Source organism: Xanthomonas citri pv. citri (assembly GCF_000961215.1).
GTDB lineage: Bacteria > Pseudomonadota > Gammaproteobacteria > Xanthomonadales > Xanthomonadaceae > Xanthomonas > Xanthomonas cissicola.
The window spans coordinates 223,856-249,853 of the sequence record NZ_CP008998.1 but is presented as its reverse complement, the minus strand read 5'-3'; the positions used below and the strand labels follow the sequence as shown (position 1 = coordinate 249,853).

Sequence of the window (25,998 nt, the reverse complement as noted above, 5' to 3'; positions counted from 1 at the left end):
CACGGCACCGCCTGCCTGCACTCCGAGACGGGTGCGATGTGCAGCCAGGGGCGGCCAGCAACGTAAAGCGCCGTCCCCAAGAAGTTGTGGGTGGCGCGTTCGGCACTGCCGCGTACGAGCGCTGCCAGCCGATTCCGGGCAGCGGCCGCCCCGCCTGATATTGGATGCACTCGCTTGATTGGCGGCTTTGGGGCGTCCACGTCGTGACGCCGGTCATTGCCCCGGGCGCACGCTGGCGGTATCACTGGCGCATCGATCACCGGGAGCTGCGCATGCGTGCCGTGTTCTTGGCCCCAGCATTGCTGGCGGCAGGCGTGACGGCCTGCGGGTCGGGTGCATCGCCGGACCCGCCCGGCTTCAGCCACGCTGCTGCGCGGGCGCCGGTCGCCGTCCCCCCTGACACGGACAATGTCCCGTTGCGCGCCGCCTTGCGCGCGCAGCACTGGCACCTGCAGCGGGCCAGCGATGCGCATGGCACGGCCTTGCGCAGCCTGTTCGTCGACGGCGTGCCGCCAGTGCAACTGGATTTCAGCGATCAGCGCATCCAGGTCAGCCAGACCTGCAACGCGCTGGGCGCCAACTACAGCGTGGCCGAGGCGCACGTGCAGATTGGCCGGGTGGTCTCGAGCAAGCGAATGTGCGCCGATGCACGCCGGATGGCGCAGGAGCGCGCGGCCAGCGACCTGTTGTCCGGGCGCTTCGCAGTGATCATGGACAACGCAGCAGCTGCGCCCCGCCTGACCCTGACCCGCAGCGACGGCACTGTGCTGATCTTCGGCGGCACGCCCACTGCGGACACCCGGTATGGCGGGCCGGGGCAGACGCTGTTGATCGAAGTAGCCGCAGAGACCGTGCCCTGCGTTTCCGACCCTGCGCGCCGCTGCCTGCAAGTGCGCGAGCACGCCCCGGACGCACCTGCCACCGTACAGGCCGCAACATCATGGCAGCCCTACGACGGCGCGATCGAGGGTTTCGTCCATGAAGACGGCATACGCACCCTGCTGCGCGTGACCCGCTACCCGGCCGGCAGCGAGCCTGGCGCCAAACCGGTGTACGTGCTCGACCAGATGATCGAGGCCGGCAGCTAGCGCGGCCGCAGCATTGGGCCGGCAACGGCCTCGCACGCGCCGCCGCCGCCCCGCATCACAACCGGATGAGGACCTTGCCCACGTGTTGCGCCCTGGCGAAATAGTCCAAGGCCTGGGGCGCCTCGTCGAACCGGAACGTCTTGCTGTGCAGGGTCTTGATGCGGTGCTGCTCGATCGCCCGCAGCAGGTCCACGAACATCGCCCGGCTTCCGTTGGCGATCCCGCGGATGGTCACGTTCTTGCGGATCAACGCCACGTAATCGGGAATTGGCGACGCCGCGCCCGGGGTGACGCCGACCACCACGATGGTCGCGTTCGCGGCCGCCGCCTTGATCGACTGGCCCAAGGTGTCCTGCCCGCCGGTCTCGATGACGACGTCCGCGCCGCCGCCGGACAGCTGCATCACCGCCTCGGCCCAGTCGGGGTGGGTGCGGTAGTTGACGGTGATGTCGGCGCCCAGGCGGCGTGCGAGCTCGAGCTTGTCGTCGCTGGACGAGGTGATGGCGACGCGGGCGCCGTGGAGCTTGGCCAGCTGGAGCGCGGCCATCGAGACGCCACCGGTTCCCAGACACAGCACCAGGTCGCCGGCCTTGATCCTGGCCACTTCCACCAGGGCGTGCCAGGCGGTCACCGCGGCCGATGCCAGCGCAGCGACATCCGCGTCCTCCAGCGACGCAGGCACCTTGATCAGGGCGCTGGCGGGCAGCGACACCTTTTCGGCCAGCCAGCCGTCATGGGTCACGCCCAGGTCGTGGGCGAACATCTCGGCGCGGAACCTGCCATCCAGCCAGGTTGGAAAGTGCCCACTGACGACACGGTCGCCTGGCACGACCTGGCCGACGCCGGCACCGACGCAGGTCACGATGCCCACACCCTCGGCAACCGGAACGCGCGTAGGCGCAAGCTTGCCGCCGTAGGTGCCTTTCAGGATCTGCAGGTCGCGGTTGATCAGCCCGACCAGTCGCGGAGCGACGATGACCTCACCGGCTCCTGCAACTGGTTCGGGCATCTCGACCGCAACCAGGCTCTCAAGGCCGGTTTGATTGCCAATCTGGAATGCTTTCAAGGGGGATTGCCTGTGCTGCGGCGCCGGCCGAACGTGGCTGGCGTCATGGAGGATGGAGCGACCGCCGCCATCGGCGCGATCACTCAGCGCAGCGATGGGTTCAGCGTGTAGGTGCCGTACAACGCCGCTTCGGCCAGCACATGACCCTGCATCGCCGACAGCACGTCGGCGGCGGTGAAGCTGCTGGGCAAGCCAAGTTTGGCCACGTCCAGCGCGAACACGCGGAAGAAATACCGGTGCACGCGCAGGTCGTTGAACGGCGGGTACGGGCCGTCGTAGCCGCGGTAGTCGCCGGCCATGTCGGCATTGCCGGCGAACCACTGGGTGTAGGAATTCAGGCCCTGCCGGGCACCGGCCGGGCCGGCTGGCTGCTGCTTGCCCTTGACCACGAAGCCGTCGCTGCAGCTGCCCGCCGCAATCTCATGCACATCGGCGGGGATATCGGCCATGGCCCAATGCACGAAATCGGTGCGTGGCTGCTCGACGGGAATCTGCAAGTCGTCGCGGCCGACGGTGTCGGGCACGGTCGGCACGTCCGGGTCCAGGCACAGCAGCGCAAACGACTGCGTACCGGCCGGCGTCTCGCTCCAGGCCAGGTGCGGATTGCGGTTGGGCGCAAAGCCCTCCGGCGTGCCGGCGGCAAACTCCACCGCGATGGGCTTGCCGTTTTCGATGCTGTTGCTGGTCAGACGCATGGCGGGTCTCCGAGGGAAGCGATACGGATCAGGGTGCCTGGGTCTGCGCCACAGCGGAAGACGCCGCCATGGAACCTTCTGATGCGCTCGGCCGGGTTTACCGCCGCGTACGTACCGCGCCTGCACACAATGCGACGACGCGACTGCGGCCACGCCCACCTGCCGTGGGGCGCGACCGCGTTGATGGCGCCTCAGTCCTGCGGGTAACCGAAGCGCACCGCGATCAGGGTGAGCAGATCGAACTGGGCGCCGAGCACGCCGCGGTAATCGCGCCAGCGGCCGGAGGCCAACCGCGCCGGGCCACGCGGTTCGACCAGCGGGAAGCTCAGCCCGAACGCCTGTTCCAGGGCCGTCGAAATTCCCTGCGGGTCGTCTTCGATCCCGTCCAGCCGGATGATGCGGTGGGGGTACAGGTCGCGCTCGTGCAGCGTGGCCAGCTGTTCCAGCGCGATCAGCAACCAGTCGGTGGCCTGTTGCGGCGATTGCAGTGCCAGCGGCGCCGACGCACCGGCCGAGAGCCAGTCCAGCAACATGTCGCGCGGGTCACGCAGCGCAATCGCCAGCCTGCCCTCGGGCAGGTGCGGGCGCAGCGCGGTCAACAAGGTGTTGTCCCACCACAGCAACCAGTCGATGACATTGCCATCGTCGATGCCGCGGCGCGGCAGTTGCGCCTTCCAGCCTTCCACCAGCGCCGTCGGTGCCAGTTCGCCGGAGGCCAGCTGTTCGAGGGTGCGGTAGCTCTGCAGCGCATCCGATGGCGGCGTGATGCCATAGCGGTCGCCGCGGACCAGCGGGGTGGCCGCGCCCATCACCGCGACCAGGCGTTCGACATGCGAGCCGGGCGTGCCCCACACGAACAGCGGGCGTGCGGTGACGGTGTCGGGAATGCTGCCCAGCGCAGGCCACTGCGTCGGCTGCCTGGCTGCCTGCGGCGGCAACGGCAACCGATGCTGGGCCTGTTCGCGGTGGAACTGCATCCAGGTACCCACGGCGGCATCGGGCTGGCCGGCGCGGTCCTGCACATTGCCCAACCATGGCCGCAGCACGGTCTGCTGCGGTGCAGGCAGCGATTCGATCAACGATTCGACGCAGGCGATCGCCGCCGGTGGATCGCGTTGCAGCAAGGCTTCGACAATGCGCTGCTCGCCGCTGATGCGGCCCGGCTCCACCGCCACGATCTGGCGCGCCACCATTTCCGCCTCGTCGGCCTGGCCCTGCATGTCGTGCACGCGCATCAGCGCTTCCAGGGCCGGCAGGTGTTCGGGCATGGCCAGCAGCCAGCGCTCGATCACTGCCTGCGCCTGCGGCCCACCGACCGGCTCTACTGCCAGGCGCGCCAGCCACAGGTCGTGCGCAGTGGCCGAGGTGGCCAGCGCCGCATCCAGGGTGTCGCGCGCGTCGTCCACCGCGCCCAGCCGCTCCCAGGCGGTGAGCAGCGCGTGCAGCGTGCGGCGGTCGGCCGGCCAGTGCGCCAGTGCCAGGCGCAGGTGCGCGGCGGCCTGATCGGGGCGACCGGCCTGCAGTTCCATCTCGCCGGCAAGCCGGCGCATGGCCGGCAGATCGCCGTCGGGCTGGTCGAGCACGCCCTGCATCGCCGCCAGCGCGTCGTCCAGGCGGCCCTGGCGCTGGGCCAGCTGGGCAATGAAGGCGCGCAGCGCGGTGCCGGGCGGATTGAGCTCGATCACGCGCTCGAAGGCACGCTCGGCGAACGCGAAATGCTCTTTCTGTAGATACGCAAAGCCCAGCGAAAACAGCACGCGGGCATCGTCGGGCAACTGCTCGGCAGCGCGGGTCAGCAGCGACAGCGCGCGGTCGTCCTGGCCGCGGCGCATCTCGACCACGCCATCGACCGCCAGCAATTGCGGATGTTCCGGCGCCAGCCGCGCGGCGGTGCGGCTGAGCCGTTCGGCCTCGTCCAGATCGCCGCGCGCCACCGCCAGATGCGCCTGCATCACGTAGGCATTGAACTGGTTGGGATCCAGCGCAGTGGTGCGCGACAGCGCGGCATCGGCGGCAGACAGATCGCGCGTGGCCAGCAACGCGCCGGCGCGCAGCAGGTGCAGGTCGGCGTCTTCGGGCGTCAGCGTCAGCGCGGTGTCGATGCTGTCCAGCGCCAGCGCCGGCTGCCCTTGCTGCTGCAGCGCAAGCGCCAGCCAGCGGTGGGCGGCGGCGTGGTCGGGCGCGTTGGTGACCCACTCGCGGGCCAGCGCCACCGCATCGTCGGCCGCATCGCGGCGCAGGGCTTGAAGAATGGCGTCTTGCATGGCGGCGGCGGGTCCCGGACAAACCGCTATTGTAACGATGCGCGCTGCGGCGGCTTGCATGTGCAACGGACGCTGCCGTCTGGCGCTGCGCCGGCGTGCAAGGTGGGCGTTATCGGCGGTGCGAACTCATATCGCTCGTTCGCCACGGCCAGAGGTTGAAACGCATGCCAACTTTCGATGCAGCACGCTCGCGCCATAGGCCACGCAGAACGCCCCAAACACCACCTGGCCCAGATGCCAGAGCGCAGCATGGGCGCCCACGGAAACCGATCCTGCGCGTGAGCGGAACAGGATCTCCCCGGTCTGCAGATAGGTGTAGAGGCTGATCGCGCTGAAGTAGACCATCGCGCAACCGACAACCACTGCCAAAACGGCGACCATTGCATCCATGGACGGATGTCGTCTCGACATCATTGCCCCGCTGACGCCAGCCGCTCGGCCACCCAACGTTCGGCAAAGCCGTCGCCGCGGGCGTTTTCCAGAAAGCCGCAATGCCCGCCCCAGCGCGCGATTTCCAGCTGCGCATGCGCCGGCAACTGCCAGGCAGCGAAATCTTCGAACGGAATCACCGGGTCGTCTTCGGCCATCAGGATGTCGACCGGCACCTGCAGGTTGGCCAGGCGTTGGCCGGCAATCGAATAGCTGTCGAAGTACGCTTCCAGCGAGCCATGCCCGGTGTGTTTCACCGCCAGCCAGGCCATCAGCCCGCGCATGTCCAGCGCCAGGGTGGCGTCGTCGTACCCGTGCTGCTCGGGGAACAGCTTGCGCTTGCGCAGCAGCGATTCGCGCCATTTACGGCGGAAGTACCAATCGTAGAACTGCGGGCCCTTTTCCAGCTGGGTCATGGTGGCGGCCGGGTCCAGCAACGGGCACACCGCCGCCACGCGCGCCAGCGGCAGGCCGGCGGCGGGCGCACGCAGCGCCAGCCGCAGCGCGAAATTGCCGCCCAGCGAATACCCTGCAGCCAGCAATTGCGGCGCAGGAAAACGCCGCCACAGATCGCCTGCGGCATTGACCACTTCTTCGATGCGGTCGGAGTGGAACAGGTCCACATTGAGATGGTGGGTACCGCCGTGGTCGCGGAAGTTCAGCCGGAACACCTGGTAGCCCAGACCGAGCAGGCGCGCGGCGGTCAGGCGCATGTAATTGGAATCGGCGCTGCCCTCCCAGCCATGCAGCAACAGCACGGTGCCGCGTGGCGGCGCATCGCCGGGCGGGACGCTCATCCAGCCCTGCAGGCGCACACCGTCGCCGCCATCGAGGATATGTTCGCTGGTGACAGCGCCGCTGGCGGCCAGCAACTGGCGGCTGCGGATGCGCCGCAGGGCGCTGCTGCCCAGCACCGATTGCACGTGCGGATTGCGCAGCCAGCGCGGCGGCAAGTAGTCGGAGGCGTTCATGCGCGTATCGCACCGGCGTTGCGGCTGACCGCAGGGGAGAGGCGCGTGCGCATCGTCGGCTAGGACTCCATCGCTGCGACGATCCGTTGGCGCGAGGTCTCGGCCATGCGACGACGGCCCTCGATATCCAGCGCGCGAATCGGCTCGAGAAAATGCACTTCGGCCAGCCGCGACGGCTCGCCCAGCAGGCGCACGATATTGGCGAAGAAACTCTCGCGCTCACCGAAGGCCACCACCGCCTGCGCGTTGCCGCGCAACCCGTACCGCAGCGCCACCGGCTGTACCGGCACGCCGGCTTCCACCGCTGCCTGGAAGATGCGCGCATGGAACGGGCCCACTTCGGTACCCCCACGGGTACGTCCTTCCGGGAAGACCCCCACCGGCTTGCCGCTTTGCAGGCGCAGCAGCATTTCCTGCAGCACCCCGCCCAGCGATTCGGTATTGCCGCGCTGGTGGAAGATGGTCTGGCCCTTGGTCGCCAGCCAGCCCACCAGCGGCCAGCCGGCAATTTCGCGCTTGGCCACGAACCCCATCACCCGCTGGCTGTGCAGGATGGAGATATCCACCCAGCTGACGTGGTTGGCCACGAACAGGGTCGCGCCCGGTAGCGGCGTCCCGAAGCGACGCAGGCGGAAGCCGAACACGCGCATCAAGGTGCCCTGCCACCAGCGGATCATCCGCTCCTCCAGAGTGTCGTCGTGCCCGATGCGGATCCGCGCCAGCGCCGGTACCACCACGCACAGCATGGTGACCGGCAGGCCGAGACACAGATGCAGCAACAACAGTGGCACCCGGTAGAGATACCGGAACCAACGCAACGCGCCGCCAGCGTCGCGCGTGGCGTCCAGGGATGACTCGCTCATTCGACGAACGGAACCGGTAACGGGGGAAGGAGGCGCAACCATTGTGACAGCAGCGTGGCCGCCGCGCAGTGCCGGCAGCGGATGACGCTGTTCCATGCATGCCGCTGCCGGGCGAGCTCAGCCATTGCTGCGTGGAACCACCGCCAGGGTCAATCGCGACACACAGACGCGTTTGCCGGCCGGGTTTTCGATGGTGATGTCCCAGACATGCGTGCTACGCCCCACATGTACCGCCCGCGCAGTGCCGATCACCAGCCCCTGGGTGGCAGCGCGCAGGTGATTGGCATTGATCTCCAGGCCCACGCAGATCTGGGTCGTCATATCCACGCACAGGTTGCCGGCGCTGCTGCCCACCGTCTCGGCCAGCACCACCGAGGCGCCACCGTGCAGCAGGCCATAGGGCTGCCTGGTACGCGCATCCACCGGCATGGTGGCGCGCAGCCAATCGTCACCGGCCTCGGTGAAGACGATGCCCAGATGCTCGATCAAGGTATCGCGGCTGGCGGCATTGAGGGCGGCTAGATCGACGGGTTCGCGGAAGGTCATGGGCTGGGAATGGGGAATGGGGAATGGGGAATGGGGAATGGGGAATGGGGAATGGGGAATGGGGAATGGGGAAGCGGGAAGCGGGAATGGGGAAGCGGGAAGCGGGAAGCGGGAAGCGGGAAGCGGGAAGCGCAAGAGCATCCTGCCGCCTGGGGTGCGATGCAACTGGGCAGTGGTACCGGCGTCCGACAGCATTCGTTGGCGGCGCCGCTGCGTTGCGCGACCCTGGCCCGTGGCAACTGCAGCCGCTTCGACGATTTCCGGCGTCCAGGAGCCGATCCGCAGCCAAACTGCGTCCATCCAACCACAACGTGCTGCACGGTCAGGCATCCGCTGCTGCGACCTGCGTGGCACGCCAGCCGATCAGAGAATCGGTACCAGCCCGGCGCCGAAAGCGGTCAGCATGCGCACCAGCAGCCACTTCGGGCCGACATTGACCTCCGGGAAATCGCCCACCGCCACATAGCACTGGCGGAACTGCGGGTCCTGCCGCTTGAGCGGAAACGGACAATCCGGGCCGGGCTGGAACTGGTAGTTGGTGGCGTAGCGCCATGGCCAGAAGTCCAGCACCGGCAAGGCTTCGGAGACCTTGCCCACGCTGTAGTTCAACCCGCTCAGCACCGGCGGCTTTTCGCGCGGCGCCACCGTCCACGCATTTTCCGGAGCGATGTCGCGTTCGATGCTGGCAGCCAACGCCTGCGCAAAGCGCGCATCGTCGATCACCACGGCCGCTTCGGTGTTGTAGTTTTCGCTGCGCGGGTCGAAGTTGTGCGTCCCGATCACGCCGATGCGGCGATCCACCACCAACGACTTGGCATGCAAGCCCATCCGCGCACCGGCGCGGGTCACCGGCAGCGGCTTGTTGACCGCGCGCGTGCCCAGGAACGAGGGCCGCGTTTCGGTCCGCAACACGCGCCGATCGACTTCGCTCCCGCCCGGCGCACGGCCGCCACCACTGCCGCGCAGCACGCTGCCGGCGCTCGCGCTGGCGTTGCCCTCCGGGCCGCTGCTGCCGCGCATCGCATTGCCCGCTGCGCTGCCGCCGATCAGGCGATTGTTGCGGCTGTCCTGATTGACGTCGGAGGCGGGGTTGAGCGGGTCCGTCACCAGGTTGGCGTAATCCACCGGGGCATCGAGCGGAAACGGCTTGAACTCGTACACATTGAAGCCCAGCTCGCGCATGTTGCGGCGTTTGAACTTGTACGACAGCGCATACACGATGGGGTTGTCGGTGGCGGCCAGGCTATTGGTCGACACCACGATGCGCGGCGGCTGCGGGTGTTTGCGCAACGTGCGGAAGATCGCCTGCGCCTGGTCGGACAAGACCAGGTAGGGGGTCTGCAGCAGCACTTCCTGCTGCGCGCCGGCAATCAGGCCATCCAGTTCCGGCGCCGTGGACACTGCCTTGGCCGCATGTTCCCGGCGGTGTTTTTGCGGCAGATCGGCCACGTACAGCACACGCTTCACCGGCATGGCCGGGGTCACGAAGGCGTCGCGCACGAATTGCGGGTCGTGCGCTTCGCGGTCCACTCGCGCCACCCGGTCGGGCCGGCGGAACTCGGCCGGCGGCATCGTCGGCACGCCCTGCTCCAGCAGCAGGCGCCCGACATCGTTCAGACGCTCGGCCGGTACGCTGCGCCGGGCACGCCAGAACGCATCGAAATTGGCGGCCATGGCGCGCACTTCCGGCCCGGCCAGAATCACGTCGCGGTCGCGGAAGTTGTACTCGCTGTCCCAGTCGTAATAGTCGTCCTGGTAATTGCGCCCACCGACCACGCCCAGCACGTCGTCCACCACCAGCAGCTTGTTGTGCATGCGCTGGTTGAAGCGGCGGAAGCAACACAGCACGCTGCCAGCATAATCGAAGTAATTGAGCTTGACCTTGCCGAAGGTGGGGTTGTAGATGCGCAGCTGCAGGTTTTCATGGCTGCTGGCGAGCGCACCGAGAATCTGCAGATCGGCGATCGCCGACAACTGATCGATCAGGATGCGCACCTTGACCCCGCGCTGGGCGGCGTCCACCAGTGCGTCCAGCACCATGCGCGCGCTGTCGTCCTTATCGAAAATGTAGGTCTGCAGATCGATGCTGCGGGTGGCGCTGCGGATCAGGTTGAGCCGGGCCACCAGCGATTCTTCGCCATGGTCGACGATGGTGGCGTAATGCCGCGGCGCTCCTGGTGTGGAGGCGGTGATCGCTTCGCCGCCCAGCGCGCGCAATGGCGAGGGTTGCGCACAGCGATTGGCCTGGGTGCAATTGACCACCGTGCTGCGTGCCGCAGCGGCGACACCGGCGGCACGGTTGCGTTCGGTTTGTGACAGGCTGGCGCATCCGGTGCCGAGCAACAACGTTGCCAGCACGCAAACCCTCAACAGATACGTCACGGACGCCGCGCCTCCTGCAAGCGCCCACGCAGAATGAACGTCACCCTGTCGCCCAGGGCCATCTGCCACGCATTCATTCCGTAACGTCCACGCAGGACCGTCCCTCGACTGATCACGTCGCAATCATAGCCCGGCCGCGTGCATTCGGCCGGCACCACATGCAGCGTTTCCAGATGCGTGATTCCGCGGATGGTCAGGTTGCCGACGATGTCGCCCCCCTGCTTCACCACTTCGTCGACATACGGCAGCGACTCGAATTCGACGACCGGGTACTGCGCAACGTCGAAAAAATCTTCGCCGCGCATCCAGCTGGTGTACCGGTCCTTGCCGGGGATCTCCACCTGAGTGGCGTCCAGCCGGAAACGCACCTGCTGACGCCCATCGGCCAACGTCACTACGTCACCGCGAAAACGCGGGAAAAACCCCTCGATCTTCGTCCCGAAGCGCGTCTTGATCTCGAACCCGAAGCGCGATTGCGCCGGGTCGATGGACTGCACCTTCTGCTGCGCCATGCAGGGGAACACGACCCAGAGCGCGAGCCAGGCGTACCAGCGCAGCGACGATGACACGGATCAAGGCCACCAGAAGGCGGTCAGGCGGGCGATGCCCGGCTCGATGGTGGCGTCCAGCGGCAATGCCAGCAACGCGATCGAGGCGGTGGGCATGCCGCGGTAATCGCCGGTCTGGCCGCTGTGCATCAGCGCGGCCAGCCGTTCCAGGCCAGGGTTGTGGCCCACCAGCAGCAGGCGCTCGGCCTCGCGATGTTCGTCCACCAGGCTGGCCAGGGTGCCGGGCGTGGCCTCATAGATGCGTTCGTCCAGCCGTTGTTCGATATAGCCGGTGAGCTCGAGCACCGCCTCCAGGGTTTCGCGGGCGCGGCGGGCCGGTGAGCACAGCACCCGGTCGGGCACCAGCCGCTGCTCGCGTAACCAACGCCCGGCCGCTTCGGCCTCGGCGATGCCATGCGGCGACAGCGGGCGATCGAAATCGGCCTGGCCGGTATCGGCCGGTTCGGCGTGGGCGTGTCGCAACAAGATCAATTCGCGCATAGGAACTTTCCGGTTCTAGGACTTCCTGAGCCACTTGAACAGCGGCTCCCAGTCCTGTTGATGGTCGCGCACCTGCGCCGAGCGGTAGTCGAACAAGCTGCGTCCCAGCCCGGCCATCACCACATAGGCCTGGGTGTCGCGCAGTTGGGTCACCAGCGGATACGGCCAGCTGCCGATCATGTCGGCGGCCTGTTGCGACGTCTGGGTCCAGGGGCGGGCACGATTGAGCACCAGGCCCACCGGCAGTTTGCGCTGATGCACGCGCGGCACCTTGGCCAGCGTGTTGAGAAATCCGACCACCGCTTCGATATCCAGCGCCGAGGACAACACCGGCACCACGATGGCATCGACGTGGTCGAGAAATCCGCTCAGGTCCTCGGCCATGGCGCCGGCCGGCGCATCGACGATCAGGGTATCGGTGCCGTCCGGCACGGCACTCTGCCAGCTGCGGCGCTTGGTGGCATCGATCGGCAAGACCGCACTTTCCAGGCTGGCGCGGCGCTCTGCCCAGCGGGTGGACGAGCCTTGCGGATCGGCATCTGCCAGCACGGTGCGCTGGCCTTGCAACGCCGCATGTGCGGCCAGATTGGTGGCGATCGTGGTCTTGCCGACGCCGCCTTTGGAGGCGGCCACCAGGACTGTCTTCATGCACGCCTCGCTTCCGGGAGCAAGCCGGCAGCGTACACCGCGGCAAGGTGAGGAAGTAGTCGAAACGCGTTAAACGCACTGCTGCGGGACAGCCGACGACAGCGCAGACCTCCAGCCGATGAGCGCAAGGCCTTGTGCCGCAGCTGTGCGTGGCAACGATGGGAGCCTGGCACGGCGCAAGATCGTCCACGCGTATCGCTCGGCCGCGGCGTCGCAATGCAGCATGGCGCCGATCTTGCAGCCGTTGGCGTACCACAGCTCGAACAAGCGCAAGCGCGCGCAGCACTACCGCGCTCTGGCTGCTGCCAGCATGACGGCCTTATGCCACCAGCCGCGCCAGCAGCCAGGCCCACGCAGGCAGCGTCAGCAGCGACAGCAGGATGCTGTAGCCGACCATCGCTGCAGCCAGGCGTGGCGCCAGCCGGTGCGAAATGGCCAGCGCGGCGGCGGTGATCATGGTGGGCATGGCCGATTCGAGCACATTGGTCTGCAGCATCTGCCCGCGCAGGCCCAGCACCCAGGACAATGGCAAGGCCAGGACCGGCATCAGCAGCAGCTTGAACACCAGGCCGACGGCCAAGGGCTTGAGTTCGTCGGCAGGCAGGCGCAGCTGCAGCGAAAAGCCCACCGACAGCATCACCAGCGGCAACATCGCATCGGCCAGGTTCTTCAGGCCCGAGCCAATCCAGGCCGGCGGCTGCCCGGGCATCAGGGTCAAGGCGAACAGCAGCGCCCACAACGGCGGGAACTGCAGCACGCGCATCACGATCAGGCGTGCGGTCGGCGGGGTGTCGCCGCTGTACCGGGCCAGCACATACAGCCCGAACGTGGACAGCAACACGAAGGTGCCGAACTGGTCGTAGACCACTGCATACGGCAGCGCGTGATCGCCGATCAGCGCGCGCACCATCGGAAAGCCGATAAAGCTGGAATTGGTAAACACCACACACATCAGCAGCGCGGCGTATTCGGCGCGGCCGAAGCGCAACAGGCGGCTGCAGCCCCACAGCAGCGGCACGATGATGGCGGTCAGCAGCCATGGCGTGGCAATCACCCCACCGAGCGAAGCGTCCAGATGCAGGCGCGGGACATAGGTCAGCACCGACGCCGGCAGGCAGATGTACAGCACGATGCGATTGAGCACATCGGCGCTGTTGTCCGGCAACACCCGCAGGCGGGCGAACAGCAGGCCCAGCCCCAACATGGCCAGAATCAATGCAAATGCGTCTATCGCCATGCGCGATCGTGTCCGTTGGAAAGCGATGCACAGGATCGCATAGCGCGCGGTGCGCATCGTTGGATGCGTTAGCCTGGCTGGGGTGCAAGGTGCACGCCGCCAAGCTCCGCTCACCTCTTGAAGCCTCAATTGCGGCATTGTTTCCATAGCGGAAGCCAGCATGTCGAACACGCGGTGCCCCAAGCGCTCCAGACAGTGCGTTGGACAGGCACCTCCTTGCCACGTGTCCCGTGATGGCGGGCGGACCAGGCCCTGCAGCAAACTCGCAGCGTCGAATGCGCGGTGCCCTCGCCGATTGCGGGACGTAGTTGCGGCGTGTGTCCTGCGATTGGTGGGCGGGCAAGACCCTGCTGCCAGGCCACAGACCAGCGCTTTGCTTCTCCCGCATCGACCTCGCAACCTTGGAAAGCAAAGCGCTCAGCCATCGTTCCACTCAGGCGCACAGACCCGGTCGGCCGTTCACCGAGATGGCGGAATCGGCGCTATGCGTCTCGTTTCAAGTAAGCGGCACGCCGACGCACCAGAGAGAGGCCTGGTTGACCGGCAAAAATGCCTAGCCCAGCATCAGCCCGCTGCACAATCCGCGCCGCAGGAACTCCCCGCAGCGCGGCGAGGCACTTACGGAAACGCTGGCGGGTTGGCCTGCCAGGCCGCGAAAACCTCGGCCAGGCTGGCGCGCTCTGCTTCGCGCCATTCCGGCAACAGGCTGGCGTAGTTGGCGGGGCTGCTCCAACGGTCCGGCCAGGTGCGCACGGCTGCCGCATACCACTCGACCGCCTCCTGCTTGCGCCCGGCGCGCCAAAGCGCCAGTGCAGCCGTGGTTGGCAGCCATTCCGGCGTGGCCGGACGGCCATTGGCCAGATTGGCCCATTGCTGCAGTGCCTTGTCGGGCTGGTCGGCACGCAGCAGGTCCCACCCATAGTTCCAGGTGATGGCCCGGTACTGCTGGCTGCCGTTGGAGACCAGCGCCAGCGCGCCCTGATACAACTCATCGCCCAACTGGGTACGCCCACCGGCGTAGGCCAGCGCCGCCAACTGCGCGCGTGGATCGGCCGCGCGCGCGTCACGTTGCACCATCGCCGCCAGCCGGTCGACGACTGCATCGCCCTGGCCTTGTACGGCCACCACCGCCTTGGTGGTACTGCGGTCTTCGTCGAAATAGAACTCCTTGGGCTTGGGCAAGCTCTGCGCCTGCGCCAACGACCACACCCCTCCGAGCAGGGCCAGAGCGGCCCACGCGTATTTCCTTTTCACTGTGTTTTCCCCTGACAGCAAACGACCCCTTCCCATCCCCATCCTACCCGCAGCGCGTCGGCTGCGCATCCGCACAGGGACAGGTGCGTGAAAGCTGGCTGTTACACTTTGCACCGCCGTTTTGGAATCCGTCGGGTGCATCAGATAGTTTCAGATGACATGCACCGGGGGCCCAGCCACCCTTTTCGGGCACGCCATGACCAGTACTGCTGCGCTTTCTTCTCCCGACTCTGCCAACACGCCGGAGCTCGGCCGGGTAGATGCGGACTACACGCTGGACCACAAGTACACGCGCACCGATGGGCGCATCTACCTGTCCGGTGTGCAGGCGCTGGTGCGGCTGCCGCTGCTGCAGCGCCTGCGCGATGACGCTGCCGGGCTGGAGACCGCCGGCTTCATCAGCGGCTACCGCGGCAGCCCGCTGGGCGGGCTGGACCTGGAACTGTGGCGGGCGCGCAAACACCTGGACGCGGCCAAGGTCACCTTCACTCCGGGCCTGAACGAGGACCTTGCCGCCACCATGGTGTGGGGCACCCAGCAGACCAACCTGTTCCCCGGCGCGAAAGTGCAGGGCGTTTACGGCATGTGGTACGGCAAAGGGCCGGGCGTGGACCGCAGCGGCGACGTATTCAAGCACGGCAATGCTGCCGGCACCTCGCCGTTTGGCGGCGTGCTGGCACTGGCCGCCGACGACCATGCCTGCCGCAGCTCGACCCTGCCGCACGGGTCGGAAGACGAATTCGTCAGCGCGATGATGCCCATTCTCAACCCGGCCGGAGTACAGGACATCCTGGACATGGGCCTGCTGGGCTGGGCGATGAGCCGGTACACCGGGCGCTGGATCGGCTTCAAGACGATTGCCGAAACGGTGGAATCGTCCGCCTCGGTGAACGTGGACCCGTTCGCCCGCACCATCGTGCTGCCGGAGGATTTCGCGCTGCCGGCGGGCGGTTTGAGCATCCGCTGGCCGGACCCGCCGGTGGATCAGGAGATGCGCCTGCATCGCTATGCGATTGCCGCCGCGCAAGCCTTTGCGCGCGCAAACCACATCGACAAGATGGTGCTGGATTCACCGCACGCACGCTTGGGCATCGTCACCACCGGCAAGAGCTACCTGGATGTGTTGCAGGCGCTGGAATATCTGGGCCTGGACGCGCAGGCCTGCGCGCAGATCGGCATCCGCGTCTACAAGGTCGGCATGACCTGGCCGCTGGAACCGGTGGGCATCAGCGCGTTTGCGCAGGGCCTGGAAGACATCGTGGTGGTGGAAGAGAAAAAAGCCTTCATCGAGCGCCAGATGAAGGAGCTGTTCTACAACTGGCCGGCCAGTGCCGGTGCGCGGCCGAGCATCGTCGGCAAGTACGATGAGCAAGGCGCGTGGATCCTGCCATCCACCGGCGAACTGACACCGGCCACCATCGCGGCGGTGATCGGCAGGCGCATCCTGCGCCTGCTGCAATCGAGCACGATCAATACCGATTCGATCCAGCAGCGCCTGCGCTGGATGGATGCCAAGGAAGCGGAAATGGCCTTGCCGCGCGCGCAATTCCCGCGCGTGCCGCATTACTGCTCGGGCTGCCCGCACAACACCTCCACCGCCGTGCCGGAAGGCTCGCGCGCGCTGGGCGGCATCGGTTGCCACTACATGGTGACCTGGATGAACCGCGCCACCGACACCTTCACCCACATGGGCGGCGAAGGGGTGACGTGGTCGGGGCAGGCACCGTTTACCGGCACCCCGCATGTGTTCCAGAACCTGGGCGATGGCACGTATTTCCATAGCGGCTCGCTGGCGATCCGGCAGTCGGTCGCCGCTGGCGTCAACATCACCTACAAGATTCTCTACAACGATGCGGTGGCGATGACCGGCGGGCAGCCGGTGGACGGCACGCTCACCGTGCCCGACATTGCACATCAGTTGCGCGCCGAAGGCATTCATGAGATTGCGGTGGTCAGCGACGACATCGGCAAGTGGACGCGGCGACGCGACCTGTTTCCGCCTGAGGTCGCGTTTCACGATCGTGGCGAACTGGACGCAGTGCAGCAGCATCTGCGTACCGTCAAAGGCGTGTCGATCCTGATCTTCGACCAGACCTGCGCGACCGAAAAGCGTCGCCGTCGCAAGCGCGGCAAACTGATCGATCCGCCCAAGCGGGTGATGATCAATTCGCTGGTGTGCGAAGGCTGCGGCGATTGTGGCGAGAAAAGTTTTTGCGTGTCGGTGTTGCCGAAGGAAACCGAATTCGGGCGCAAGCGCCAGATCGACCAGTCCAACTGCAACAAGGATTATTCCTGCGTCTCCGGCTTCTGCCCGAGCTTTGTCACCGTGCATGGCGGTGCGCCGCGCAAGGGCAAGCGGCGCGACGCCAGCACGCTGCTGGACGCGCTTCCCGAGCCGCCCAGGCGCACCACGCTGGAACGGCCCTGGAATATCCTGATTACCGGCGTCGGCGGCACCGGCGTGGTGACCATCGGCGCGCTGCTCGGCATGGCCGGGCATCTGGAAGGCAAGGGCGCCACGGTGCTGGACCAGACCGGCCTGGCGCAAAAGGGCGGCGCGGTGACCACGCATATCCGCATCGCACGCCAGCCCGCCGACATCCATGCCGTGCGCATCGCGGCAGGCGAAGCAGACCTGGTACTGGGCTGCGACATGGTGGTGGTCAACGATTATTGGGCACTTTCCAAAGTACGCGATGGCCGCACCCAGGTGGTGCTCAACACCTACGAAGCAATGCCGGGCACATTCACCACGCAACCGGACCTGCAGTTCCCCGCTGCCGAGATCATCGCCGGTGTACGCACCGCGCTCGGTGGTCAGGAGCCGTTGTTGCTGGATGCCACGCAGTTGGCAACGGCGTTGCTGGGCGACGCCATCGCCAGCAATCTGTTCGTGCTCGGCTACGCATGGCAGCACGGGTTGGTGCCGTTGTCGCATGCGGCGCTGATGCGCGCGATCGAACTCAATGGCGCAGCCGTTGCGATGAATCAGCAGGCGTTCGCCTGGGGGCGCCTGGCGGCGATCGATCTGCCGGCGGTGCAACGCGCTGCGGGTCTGGCCGGTGCCGACGCGCCTGCACATCTGCATGGCGATACACCGTACGCACGCGGACCAGGCAGCTGGGAAGAGCACGATCTCAGCGGCCAGAGCGCGCCGCGTGCGCTGGCGCAGACCGATGGCAGCACGCTGCATGGCGAGGTCGCTGCGCCGGCCGCGCCGCTGGACGACGAGCAGTTGGCGCACTCGCTGGACGAGGCCATCGCGCGTCGCGTCGCGTTCTTGACCGACTACCAGGATGCCGCCTACGCGCAACGTTATCGCAGCCTGGTCGAGCGCGTACGCACACACGAGCTGCAGCGCGCGCCCGGCAGCAACGCGTTGACCGAGGCGGTGGCCCGCTACGCCTTCAAGCTGATGGCCTACAAGGACGAATACGAGGTGGCGCGGCTGTATACGCGTGGCGATTTCCAGCGCCGGTTGCAGCAACAGTTCGAGGGCGACTACACGCTGCGCTTCCATCTGGCGCCGCCGTTGCTGGCAAAGAAAGACGCGCACGGCAACCTGATCAAACGCGAGTACGGGCCGTGGATGTTCACCGCCTTCAAGCTGCTGGCGCGGTTGAAGTTCCTGCGTGGCGGCAAGCTCGACGTCTTCGGCTACAGCGAAGAACGGCGTGGCGAGCGTCAGCTGATTGCCGATTACAGCGCAACCGTGCACATGCTGCTGGAACGGCTGGACGCCGATAACGTGGGTTTGGCCGCGCAGATCGCCAGCATTCCGGAGCACATTCGTGGCTATGGCCACGTCAAGCATGCGCATCTGCAGGAAGCCAAGGCGCGCGAAGCCGCGCTGCTGGCACAGTGGCGCAATCCCAAGGCGTTGCATGTGGTGCAGGCGGCTTGACGTCGCCGAACGATTACATTTTGTTGATGTAGTCGCTCGACGACATGACGTGTGGAGATGGCCGGGCCCTTGCGTGGAAAAATGCAAGTTGATGTAAGCGATCGACGACATTGCAGCAATGTCGTCGATCGCTTACATTGCGCTCATGGATACTGTCCGCACGCCTTCCGATATCGGTAATATCATCCGTGCCAGGCGCAAGCGCCTGGGCTGGGATCAGGCTCGCCTGGCCCACGAAATCGGCGTGAGCCGACAATGGATCGTCGATATCGAGAAAGGCAAGCCGCGCGCGGAGTTGCAATTGATCCTGCGGGCACTGCAGGCGCTGGGGCTGGAGTTGATGTTGGGCCCAGGCGTTGCCCAGGTTTCGGAGGTGGGCGTGCCTGATCGCGACACCGTAACGCCGATCAATCTCGACGCGATCATTGAACATAACCGGGCCAATCCACCATTGGGAACGACCGTTTTCAATGCGTTCAACAACAACATCTTCAAGAATCAATTCTCGCCGTTCGATGCGCTGAAAAACACTGGCTTAGATAAATCTCCCCCGATTATCGGTGCAAGCGTTAAAAAGAATCCAGCCAATGAGCACTTGCATAAGCAGTTCTCAGCAACGAATCGCTTGAAGATTGGCGAGACAGTAGCTGATAGTTTGAAGATCGGCGAGGCAGAGAAAATATCCAAGGTCATCTCGCCATCTTCCAAAAAGAAGGGCGTTCCGTGAGACTGGTCGCGCTGATCGAAAACCAAACGATCGGGCACCTCGCGTCCGACCCGCACGGGCATCCACGATTCACCTACGCGCCGGACTGGCAGCATTCAAAGAGTGCGATACCGCTGTCTTTGAACCTTCCCCTCAGCAGGGAACATCACCCGACCGAGGCGGTCAGTGCAGTGCTGTGGGGCCTGCTGCCAGACAACGAAGCCACCTTGCAACGCTGGGCCTCCAGGTTCCAGGTCTCGCCGCGCAATCCGCTCGCCCTGTTGTCGCATGTGGGCGAGGATTGCGCTGGTGCGGTGCAGTTCGTCACCGAAGCGAGGCTCGAAGATGTGCTGTCCGGCGCCAGCGATGGCATCGAACCGCTCACCGATGGCGAACTGGAAGCACGCTTGCGCAGGCTGCGTCAGGACATCGGTGCGGCGCGCCAAGTCGAAGACGTGGGGCAGTTCAGCCTGGCCGGCGCGCAGGCCAAGATCGCATTGCTGCACGACGGCCTGCAGTGGGCCATCCCGGCCGGACGCATCCCGACCACGCATATCCTCAAACCACCGAGCGGCGAATCCCGTTACACATGGTAGCTGGCGCATCCAATCGATGGGGCGTCAGTCGAAATGCGGCCCGCGCATCAGGCGAATCGGTCCGCGAACATCGGGCAGTTGCACCGTTCTGCCTTGCTGGGTGATACGAACGACGCCAGCGCAGGCGGCAGCTGCGGCCACCGCACGCACCTGGGGCATCAGGCTTCGCCACACCGCTGCGTCATCGCTCAACGCGCGCGCCACTTCCGAGGGACAGATCGATTGCTCGGGCCGACGTTGCGCAAGCAAGCGCCGGATCGACGCGGCAACCTGCGCATCATCGGGCGATTGCACGCCCGCCCCGCAGCATCACAATGGGCGCAGCAGGCGCAGGCCGAACCAATCCTTGGCATCGTTCCAGCCGTGGGTGACCTTGAGCCCGGCTGCGGCGGCCAGTTCGGCAAAGCGCGCGTCGGTGTACTTGCAGCTGTATTCGACCTGCATCGCTTCGCCTTCGGCAAACGCGACGTCCTTGCCGCCGACCCGCACGCGCTGTGCGCGCTGGCTGATCAGGAAGGTTTCGATGCGGCCGCGCTCACGGACGTACACCGCGTGGTGACGAAAGCCGTCCAGATCGAAATCGCTCCCGATCTCGCGATTGAGCCGCGCCAACAGGTTCAGGGTGAACTCGGCGGTGACGCCGGCTGCGTCGTTGTAGGCCGCTTCGATCAGCCCGGCGTCCTTGTCCAGATCGATACCGATCAGGGCGCAACCGTCGCTGCCCATGGTCTGGCGCATCGCATCCAGCAGTTCGATCGCGGCAGCATCGGCGAAATTGCCGAGCGTCGAGCCGGGGAAGAACACCACGTGCCGCCGCGCCGGGCGCTGCGCATCGGGCAAGCGCAGCGGTTTGGTGAAGTCGGTGCACACCGGCAACATCTGGATCTGCGGAAATTGCTGGGCCAGCCGCGCGGTGCTTTCCAGCAGCGCCGTGCGCGAGATTTCCAGCGGCGTGTAGGCCACCACATCGCGCAGGCCCTGCAGCAGCAATTCGGTCTTGCGGCCGCTGCCGCTGCCGTATTCGACCACGTGTACGCCAGCGCCGATCGCCTGTGCGATCGAGCCCATGCTGGCTTCCAGCAAACTCAGTTCGGTACGGGTGAGGTAATACTCCGGCTGCTGCGTAATGGCTTCGAACAGTTGCGAGCCGCGCGCATCGTAGAAATATTTCGACGGCAGCGTCTTGGGCGTTTGCGACAACCCCGCCAGTGCATCGGCGGTGATGTCGTCCGGCTGCGGGCGCAGGTCGGTCAGCGCGGCGTGCGCGCGTTGCATGGCATGGGCGGCGACGTTCAAGGCAGATCCTTGGCAAGGCGCACGCCGGCAAATTGCCAACGCGCATCGGAGGAGAAGAAGTTGCGGTAACTGGCACGCAGATGGCTGGCCGGGCTGGCGCAACTGCCACCACGCAAGACCCATTGCGCATTCATGAATTTGCCGTTGTATTCGCCCAGCGACCCGGGCCACGGGGTAAAGCCTGGATACGGCAGGTACGCGCTGCCGGTCCACTCCCAGACATCGCCGAACAGCTGCTGCATACCGGTGTCCACTGCTTCGGCGCCACGCGGATGCAACGCATCGGTGTCGACGAAATTGCCCTGTACCGGCACGCCGGTCGCAGCCTGCTCCCACTCGGCTTCGGTGGGAAGGCGCGCACCGGCCCAGCGTGCGAACGCATCGGCTTCGAACAGGCTCAGGTGGCAGACCGGCGCATGCGGATCGCGCGTGCGCCAACCGTGCAGGGTGAACTCGCGGCCATCGGCATCCCAATACAAGGGATGTTGCCAACCTTGCGCCTGCACCATCGCCCAGCCATCGCTGAGCCAGGCACCAGCACTGCGGTAGCCGCCATCATCGATGAAGTGCTGGAACTCGGCGTTGGTGACCACACGGCTGCCCAGCGCATGCGCACCGACCAGCACGCGATGGCGTGGCGATTCGTTGTCGTAGGCGAAGCTGTCGGCCTGTGGCCAGGCGGCGGCGCCGATCTGGACGATCTGCTCGTCGCGCGCATGCCAGCGCAGCGGGCTGGCGACGGCCGCAGGCGGCGTGGGCAGGTCGCGGTAGGCCGGCTGCAACGGGTTGCTCCACAGCGCATGCTTGATATCGGTCAGCAGCAACTCCTGGTGTTGCTGCTCGTGCTGGATACCGAGCTGCACGATGGTGCAGGCCTGCGCATCGAGCAGGCCGTCGCGCAAGCGCTGCTGCATCTGCATATCGACCGCAGCACGGTAGTCGCGCACCTGCTGCAACGAAGGGCGCGACAGCACGCCGCGGCGCGCCCGCGCATGCATCGGCCCCACGCTCTGGTAGTAGCTGTTGAACAGGAAATCCCAGGCCGGGTCGAACACGCGGTACGCCGGATCGGCCTGCAGCACGAAGCGTTCGAAGAACCAGGTGGTGTGCGCCAGATGCCATTTGCTCGGGCTCGCATCCGGCATGCTCTGCACCATCGCGTCTTCGGCGCTCAAGGGTGCGGCGAGACGGTCGCTCAGCGCGCGGGTCTGCGCGTAGCGTTCCAGCAGCGTCAACTGCTGTTGCTGGAGGTGGCCCAGCAGAGGAGAGAGTGCAGACATCGCCATATGCTTGGGTAGCGCCCGTGAACGTGCTGTGTCGGCAACGTGGCAGCCAGCGGTAAGCTGTAGACATGTCATCGCCATCTCTGTCCAGTACGCTTGCTGCACCCCTCGACTGGGCCCAGCGTCAGCAGGCATTTGCGCTGCCTTCCGGGGTCATCTATCTGGATGCGGCGTCGCGCGGGCCGTTGTTGCGCGCCATGCAGACGGTGGCGCACCAGGCGGTTGACGCAATGGCCGCACCATGGCGGTTGCCGTTCGATGCGTGGTTGCAGCAGATCGAAGTATTGCGCGGGCTTGCGGCCGCGCTATTGGATGGCGATGCCGATGCGGTGGCCATGGTGCCGTCGGCCGCGCACGGCTTGGCCACGGCCGCACGCAATCTGCCCGTGCAACCCGGCCACGCAGTGCTGGTGCTGGAAGGGCAATTCCCTTCCAATCTGTTGATCTGGCAGCGCCGCTGCGCAGAGGCCGGCGCGCGTCTTGTGCCGGTGCCCACGGCCGCTGGCGGCAACTTGACCGATGCGGTGCTGCAGGTCATTGCCGAGACGCCTGCGCTGCGGATTGCGAGCTTGCCGCATGCATACTGGCTGGACGGGCGAATGCTGGATCTGGACCGCATCAGTGCCGCCGTGCATGCACGCGGGGCTGCCCTGGTGCTGGACCTAAGCCAGAGCCTGGGGGTGTTGCCACCCGATCTGCTCCGCTGGCAACCGGATTTCGTGGTCAGCGTCGGGCACAAATGGTTGCTCGGGCCGATGGGATTGGCGTGGCTGTGGGTGGCACCGCAGTGGCGTACAGACGGGCTGCCGATCGAAGAACACTGGATCGGCCGCGATGCGGGCAGCAGTTGGGAATTTCCGGCGGCCAACGCGCCGGGATATCGCGGCGGTGCACGGCGATTCGATGCGGGCGGAGTGGCCGACCCGTTGCGGATCGCAATGGCTACGGTGGCCTTGCAACAACTCAACGCGTGGCAGCCGGCGCGTATCGCAGCCGCGTTGGGCGAGTTGACCGCGCATTGGGACGCCGCCCTGCAGGCGCGCGGCTTGGGCAGCTGGTGCACGCCTGGACATGCGCCGCATCTCACCGCACTGCAGCCGCCGGCAGCAGCGTTGGATGCGGTGGCAACGGCGCTCGGCGCCGGTGGTGTGGTCTGCACGCGTCGGCATGGACGTCTGCGCATCGCACCGCATTTGAGCGTCACCGACCACGCGTTGTCACAGGTCGTTGCAGCGCTACCCGATAGGTGAGGCGCGGCGCACGCCGACATCGAAGGCCCGGCATCTGCAGCGATGCAGGCCTGCGCGCGGTCAGTAGCACCGGAAGGTTTCATCGAAGGCCAGTGAGCCCTGCGCATGACAATTGGCGCAAGGATCAGCGGCAGTAAAGCGGCGGCGCGCGGTCTTCAGCGAACTGACACAGTCGGTGTCGGGGCAGGCTTGCCGACGACAGGACACTCCCGATCGCGCCGCAATGCAAAACCCGCTGCTGCCGAGGCAGGCCGCATGTCACTGCCGCTGGCTGATCCGCAACCCGGACGGCGTTGCCCAGCGCTCCACTCCTTCGAACAGTGCCTGCACCAGCAGCGCAAGCACGGCGGCGGGAATGGCGCCCTCCAGAATCAGACCGAGATCGTCCAGGCGGATACCGGCGAGAATCGGTTGGCCGTAGCCGCCTGCCCCGATCAGCGCGCCCAGCGTGGCGGTGCCCACATTGATCACTGCAGCGGTCTGGATGCCGGCCACGATCGTGCGGCGTGCCAGCGGCAGTTCCACACGCCACAGGCGTGTCCACGCTGGCAATCCGATGGCATGCGCAGTCTGGCGCAGTTCGCGTGGGATCGAGGTCAGCCCTGCGTGGGTGTTGCGCACGATCGGCAGCAGGCTATACAGAAACAACGCGGCAATCGCCGGCTTGGCGCCGATGCCGAACAACGGAATCATGAAGACGAATACGGCCAGCGACGGCAGCGTCTGCAGCACGCCGGTCAACGACAGCACCACCTGTCCCAGGCGCGGACGCCGCGCCGCCAGCACGCCCAGCGGCAATGCAAGCAGCAAGGCGAAACCCAGCGAACTGCCAACCAGCGCCAGATGCTCGCGCGTATGCTGCAGCAGGCGCGTCAAGCGCGAGTCCGTGTCAGAGGCCGGCGTGACGCCCAACCAGTGCGCGGCAACCGCCGCTTCGGACTGCCGCTCCAGTTTGACCTGTGCATTGAGCCGTTGCATGGTCGCTTCATCGATGCGTCCTTGCAGCCCCCGCAATGCCTGCAACATCGCCGGCGAGCGTTGCGCCAGCTCCTTGCGATAGACAAAAATCGCCTGGTAATCCGGGAAATAGCGGCGGTCGTCGCGCAGCACCTGCAACTGGTAGTACGGAATCTCCGCATCGGTGCTGTACAGATCCGTGACCCCGATCGCCCCGCTCTGCAGCGCGCGATAGGCCAGGTCGTGATCCAACCCGGTTGCAGCCTGCGGCAACGCGTACGCCGCGCGCACGCCCGGCCAGCCATCGGCCCGCTGCATGAACTCATTGCTCAGACCGATCTTGAGGGTGGGATGTCGTGCAAGATCCGACAACGAGACGATGCCCAATGCCTGCGCACGTTCGCGCTTCATTCCGAAGGCATAGGTGTTCTGGAAACCCAGCGAATCGGTCATCGCCAGCCCGCGTGCGTCGAGTGCGGCGCGTAGCTCGGCCTGGCTGGCGTTGGGCAATTGCAGCAGCTCCTGTGCCAGCGTACCGGTGTATTCGGCATACGCGTCGATCTGCCCGGTCTCCAGCGCGCGCCACAGGATGCGCGTGCCACCGAGTTGTGCGCGGTGCTGCACGTCTACACCATAGCGCCTGCCGGCAGCGGTGGCGATTTCGCCAAGGATCACCGCCTCGGTAAAGTTCTTCGAACCAATGGTGACCTGCGCGGCCTGCGCGCCGACACTGCAGATCAGCAACACCACGGCGATGAGCGCACGCGCCATCATGCGGCATCGCCAATGCTGCGCTGGGCGGTGAGAAAGCGCTGCACGAAGGCATCGGCCGGCTGCTCCAGCAGATCGCGCGCACGGCCTTGCTGCACGATGCGGCCGACGCGCATCAGCACCAGGTTGTCGGCCAGATAGGCGGCTTCGGCCACATCGTGGGTGACCAGCACCACGGTCTTGCCCAACTGCGCGAACAGTTCGCGCATCTGCGCCTGCAGGTCGTAGCGCACGATGGGATCGAGCGCGCCGAGCGGTTCGTCCAGCAACAAGGCCGGCGGGTCGAGCATCAGTGCACGAATCAGGCCGACGCGCTGGCGCTGGCCGCCGGAGAGTTCGGCCGGGTAGCGCGCCAGCAACTCCGCTGGCAACTGGCACAGAGCGCACAAGGCATCCAGACGCGCATCGATGCGCTCCCGTGTCCAGCCCAGCGTCCGTGCCAGCAAGATCACGTTGCTGCGCGCATCCAGATGCGGAAACAAGCCGCCCTCTTGGATGACGTAGCCGATGCGTTGCCGTTGCGCCTGCAGGTTGGCGCGCTGCAACGGCGTGCCATCGAAGGCGACCGTCCCGCTGTCCGGCCACTCCAGCCCGACCAACATGCGCAGCACGGTGGATTTGCCAGCGCCGCTGGGACCGATCAATGCGGTCGTAATGCCGCTGGCGAACGTCAGCGAGACAGCATCGAGCGCGATGGCCTGGCCGTAGCGGCGGCTGACCTGGTCGAGAGTGAACATGCGGCC

The 25,998-nt window shown here is 66.3% G+C and carries 23 protein-coding genes; 5 read left to right on the top strand and 18 right to left on the bottom strand.

The features are described 5' to 3' along the window. Window positions 1-272 precede the first annotated feature (272 nt). Window positions 273-1,088 carry an META domain-containing protein gene (locus AMD14_RS01530; RefSeq protein ID WP_011050165.1) on the top strand — a complete coding sequence of 272 codons (816 nt, stop codon included), beginning with the start codon at window positions 273-275 and terminating at the stop codon, window positions 1,086-1,088. A 55-nt stretch (window positions 1,089-1,143) separates the two neighbouring features. On the opposite strand, the gene AMD14_RS01525 is transcribed toward AMD14_RS01530, so the two are convergent. The 13 genes from AMD14_RS01525 to AMD14_RS01460 all read right to left on the bottom strand — a co-directional run bounded on the left by AMD14_RS01525 (window position 1,144) and on the right by AMD14_RS01460 (window position 14,492). Then, window positions 1,144-2,154 carry a zinc-dependent alcohol dehydrogenase family protein gene (locus AMD14_RS01525; RefSeq protein ID WP_011050164.1) on the bottom strand — a complete coding sequence of 337 codons (1,011 nt, stop codon included), beginning with the start codon at window positions 2,152-2,154 and terminating at the stop codon, window positions 1,144-1,146. 83 nt (window positions 2,155-2,237) lie between these two features. Then, window positions 2,238-2,849, bottom strand: coding sequence for a YbhB/YbcL family Raf kinase inhibitor-like protein (locus tag AMD14_RS01520; protein WP_003488468.1), 612 nt, complete (start codon window positions 2,847-2,849; stop codon window positions 2,238-2,240). 191 nt (window positions 2,850-3,040) lie between these two features. Then, entirely contained in the window at window positions 3,041-5,113 is a 2,073-nt protein-coding gene (locus AMD14_RS01515; RefSeq protein ID WP_015462744.1) for a tetratricopeptide repeat protein, read from the bottom strand. 126 nt (window positions 5,114-5,239) lie between these two features. Next, a complete protein-coding gene (locus tag AMD14_RS01510) occupies window positions 5,240-5,503 on the bottom strand; it encodes a hypothetical protein (protein WP_003488462.1) in 264 nt (87 codons plus the stop codon). Between the two features lie 20 nt (window positions 5,504-5,523). Then, a complete protein-coding gene (locus AMD14_RS01505; RefSeq protein WP_011050162.1) occupies window positions 5,524-6,513 on the bottom strand; it encodes a YheT family hydrolase in 990 nt (329 codons plus the stop codon). A 59-nt stretch (window positions 6,514-6,572) separates the two neighbouring features. Then, complete coding sequence (locus tag AMD14_RS01500) at window positions 6,573-7,472, bottom strand: lysophospholipid acyltransferase family protein (RefSeq protein WP_007968095.1); 900 nt, start codon at window positions 7,470-7,472, stop codon at window positions 6,573-6,575. Between the two features lie 21 nt (window positions 7,473-7,493). Next, window positions 7,494-7,922, bottom strand: a complete 429-nt coding sequence (locus AMD14_RS01495; RefSeq protein WP_011050160.1) for a hotdog fold thioesterase — start codon at window positions 7,920-7,922, stop codon at window positions 7,494-7,496. Between the two features lie 363 nt (window positions 7,923-8,285). Beyond that, window positions 8,286-10,304: a phospholipase D family protein gene (locus tag AMD14_RS01490; protein WP_003488455.1), complete on the bottom strand. Its 2,019-nt coding sequence runs from the start codon at window positions 10,302-10,304 to the stop codon at window positions 8,286-8,288. Beyond that, complete coding sequence (locus AMD14_RS01485) at window positions 10,301-10,873, bottom strand: YceI family protein (RefSeq protein ID WP_003488454.1); 573 nt, start codon at window positions 10,871-10,873, stop codon at window positions 10,301-10,303. Before AMD14_RS01485 ends, AMD14_RS01490 begins: the two co-directional genes overlap by 4 nt. 3 nt (window positions 10,874-10,876) lie before the next feature. Continuing rightward, the gene (locus AMD14_RS01480; protein WP_003488452.1) at window positions 10,877-11,353 is read right to left on the bottom strand and encodes a SixA phosphatase family protein; all 477 of its coding nucleotides are present in this window, start codon (window positions 11,351-11,353) and stop codon (window positions 10,877-10,879) included. Window positions 11,354-11,368: 15 nt separating this feature from the next. After that, window positions 11,369-12,001, bottom strand: coding sequence for a ParA family protein (locus tag AMD14_RS01475; protein WP_003488448.1), 633 nt, complete (start codon window positions 11,999-12,001; stop codon window positions 11,369-11,371). A gap of 319 nt (window positions 12,002-12,320) precedes the next feature. Then, window positions 12,321-13,238, bottom strand: a complete 918-nt coding sequence (locus AMD14_RS01465; RefSeq protein ID WP_011050159.1) for an AEC family transporter — start codon at window positions 13,236-13,238, stop codon at window positions 12,321-12,323. Between the two features lie 618 nt (window positions 13,239-13,856). After that, a complete protein-coding gene (locus AMD14_RS01460) occupies window positions 13,857-14,492 on the bottom strand; it encodes a tetratricopeptide repeat protein (RefSeq protein ID WP_016849078.1) in 636 nt (211 codons plus the stop codon). Between the two features lie 196 nt (window positions 14,493-14,688). Between AMD14_RS01460 and AMD14_RS01455 the strand changes: the two genes are divergently transcribed. The 3 genes from AMD14_RS01455 to AMD14_RS01445 all read left to right on the top strand — a co-directional run bounded on the left by AMD14_RS01455 (window position 14,689) and on the right by AMD14_RS01445 (window position 19,698). Continuing rightward, a complete protein-coding gene (locus AMD14_RS01455; protein ID WP_011050157.1) occupies window positions 14,689-18,396 on the top strand; it encodes an indolepyruvate ferredoxin oxidoreductase family protein in 3,708 nt (1,235 codons plus the stop codon). A 145-nt stretch (window positions 18,397-18,541) separates the two neighbouring features. Beyond that, complete coding sequence (locus AMD14_RS01450) at window positions 18,542-19,123, top strand: helix-turn-helix transcriptional regulator (protein WP_011050156.1); 582 nt, start codon at window positions 18,542-18,544, stop codon at window positions 19,121-19,123. Next, a complete protein-coding gene (locus tag AMD14_RS01445; RefSeq protein ID WP_011050155.1) occupies window positions 19,120-19,698 on the top strand; it encodes a HipA N-terminal domain-containing protein in 579 nt (192 codons plus the stop codon). The genes AMD14_RS01450 and AMD14_RS01445 overlap by 4 nt, the downstream gene beginning before the upstream one ends. A gap of 24 nt (window positions 19,699-19,722) precedes the next feature. On the opposite strand, the gene AMD14_RS01440 is transcribed toward AMD14_RS01445, so the two are convergent. Genes AMD14_RS01440 through egtB form a run of 3 tightly spaced genes read right to left on the bottom strand, consistent with a single transcriptional unit; the run spans window position 19,723 to window position 22,280 of the window. Continuing rightward, entirely contained in the window at window positions 19,723-19,992 is a 270-nt protein-coding gene (locus AMD14_RS01440; protein ID WP_015462742.1) for a DUF3253 domain-containing protein, read from the bottom strand. Window positions 19,993-20,007: 15 nt separating this feature from the next. Then, complete coding sequence (egtD, locus tag AMD14_RS01435) at window positions 20,008-20,994, bottom strand: L-histidine N(alpha)-methyltransferase (RefSeq protein WP_011050154.1); 987 nt, start codon at window positions 20,992-20,994, stop codon at window positions 20,008-20,010. Then, window positions 20,991-22,280: an ergothioneine biosynthesis protein EgtB gene (gene egtB / locus AMD14_RS01430; protein WP_040107555.1), complete on the bottom strand. Its 1,290-nt coding sequence runs from the start codon at window positions 22,278-22,280 to the stop codon at window positions 20,991-20,993. Before egtB ends, egtD begins: the two co-directional genes overlap by 4 nt. A 65-nt stretch (window positions 22,281-22,345) precedes the next feature. Here egtB and AMD14_RS01425 point away from each other — a divergent pair, with 65 nt between their 5' ends. Next, window positions 22,346-23,527 (top strand): aminotransferase class V-fold PLP-dependent enzyme, encoded by a 1,182-nt coding sequence (locus tag AMD14_RS01425; RefSeq protein WP_011050152.1) that lies wholly within the window; start codon window positions 22,346-22,348, stop codon window positions 23,525-23,527. Between the two features lie 258 nt (window positions 23,528-23,785). On the opposite strand, the gene AMD14_RS01420 is transcribed toward AMD14_RS01425, so the two are convergent. Both AMD14_RS01420 and AMD14_RS01415 read right to left on the bottom strand, forming a co-directional pair. Next, on the bottom strand, window positions 23,786-25,258 hold the full coding sequence (locus tag AMD14_RS01420; protein ID WP_015462740.1) for an ABC transporter permease/substrate-binding protein: 1,473 nt from the start codon (window positions 25,256-25,258) through the stop codon (window positions 23,786-23,788). Then, window positions 25,255-25,992, bottom strand: coding sequence for an ATP-binding cassette domain-containing protein (locus tag AMD14_RS01415; protein ID WP_011050150.1), 738 nt, complete (start codon window positions 25,990-25,992; stop codon window positions 25,255-25,257). The genes AMD14_RS01420 and AMD14_RS01415 overlap by 4 nt, the downstream gene beginning before the upstream one ends. Window positions 25,993-25,998 lie beyond the last annotated feature (6 nt).